Origin of the sequence: Kitasatospora sp. NPDC059812, assembly GCF_042732075.1 — a bacterium.
Classification (GTDB): Bacteria; Actinomycetota; Actinomycetes; order Streptomycetales; family Streptomycetaceae; genus Kitasatospora.
On record NZ_JBHWIO010000023.1, the window covers coordinates 99,510 to 100,553 of the forward strand.

Consider the following 1,044-nt stretch of genomic DNA (forward strand, 5'->3'; position numbering starts at 1 on the left):
GGGGCGGGGGGGGGTGTCCCCCCTGGGGTCACACCGCCCCGGGGGGGGGGGCCCCGCGGGGGGGCGGGGGGGCCCCCCCCCGGGGCGGCGGCCCCCCCCCCCCCGGCGACGTGCCACCAAGGCCTGGGCGGCGTACGCGAGCAGCAGGATCACGACGGCGACGATGCCGTCCGCCCAGAAGTGGTTCGCGGTCACCACGACCACCGCGACGGTCAGCACCGGGTGCAGCACCATCACCCACCGCAGCGGACTCCGCGAGACCCGCACCACCGCGACCGCCGCCAGCACGCACCACGCGACGTGCACCGACGGCATCGCCGACAGCTGGTCGGCCACCACCACACCGCCCATCGCGCCCCCGTACACCGACTGCCCGTACTCGGCGGCCACGTCGACGAACCCGTGCTGCGGCAGCATCCGGGGCGGCGCCACCGGGATGAACTGCACCAGCAGACAGACCGCCGTGGTGATCACCACCGTGTTCCGCACCCACGCATACCGCTCCCGGTGCCGCACGAACACCCAGAGCAGCACCGCCAGCATCACCGCGAAGTGCATCGCCGCGTAGTAGTAGTTCGCGAGCCTCACCAGCACCGGGTACGGCGTGACGGCCGCCTGCCAGGACGCCTCGTCCGGTAGACCGATCGCCGACTCGGTGCGGTGGATCCAATCCGCCCGGTCCAGCGCGTGGTCTCCGCTCATCACCGAGAGGTGGCCCACCAGCTGCCAGAGCGCGAACAGCGCCAGCAGCGTGCCAGCCTCCCGCAGCAGCGCCGACAGGGACGGCTTCCGGACCCTGGCGGCGGCGTACGCCCCGCCGTAGAGAGCGACCGCGGCGCCCCCGGCGGACTGCCAGGTAAGGGTCAGGTTCTGCAACGGATCGCGCCTCTCCGACAAACTCTGGTTCGTGTGTCGGCAGAGGTTAACGCAAAAAGACCCCCTCCCGGACGGGAGGGGGTCTTTTCGGAATAATTGTTCGGCGGCGTCCTACTCTCCCACAGGGTCCCCCCTGCAGTACCATCGGCGCTGTAAGGCTTAGCTTCC

The 1,044-nt window shown here is 71.7% G+C and carries 1 protein-coding gene; it reads right to left on the reverse strand.

Annotated features, from left to right (window positions below; all coding sequences use genetic code 11):
* A partial coding sequence (locus ACFV6D_RS14960) for a phosphatase PAP2 family protein (protein WP_380559940.1) occupies positions 1 to 876 on the reverse strand: 876 nt, incomplete at its 3' end.
* Positions 877 to 1,044 lie beyond the last annotated feature (168 nt).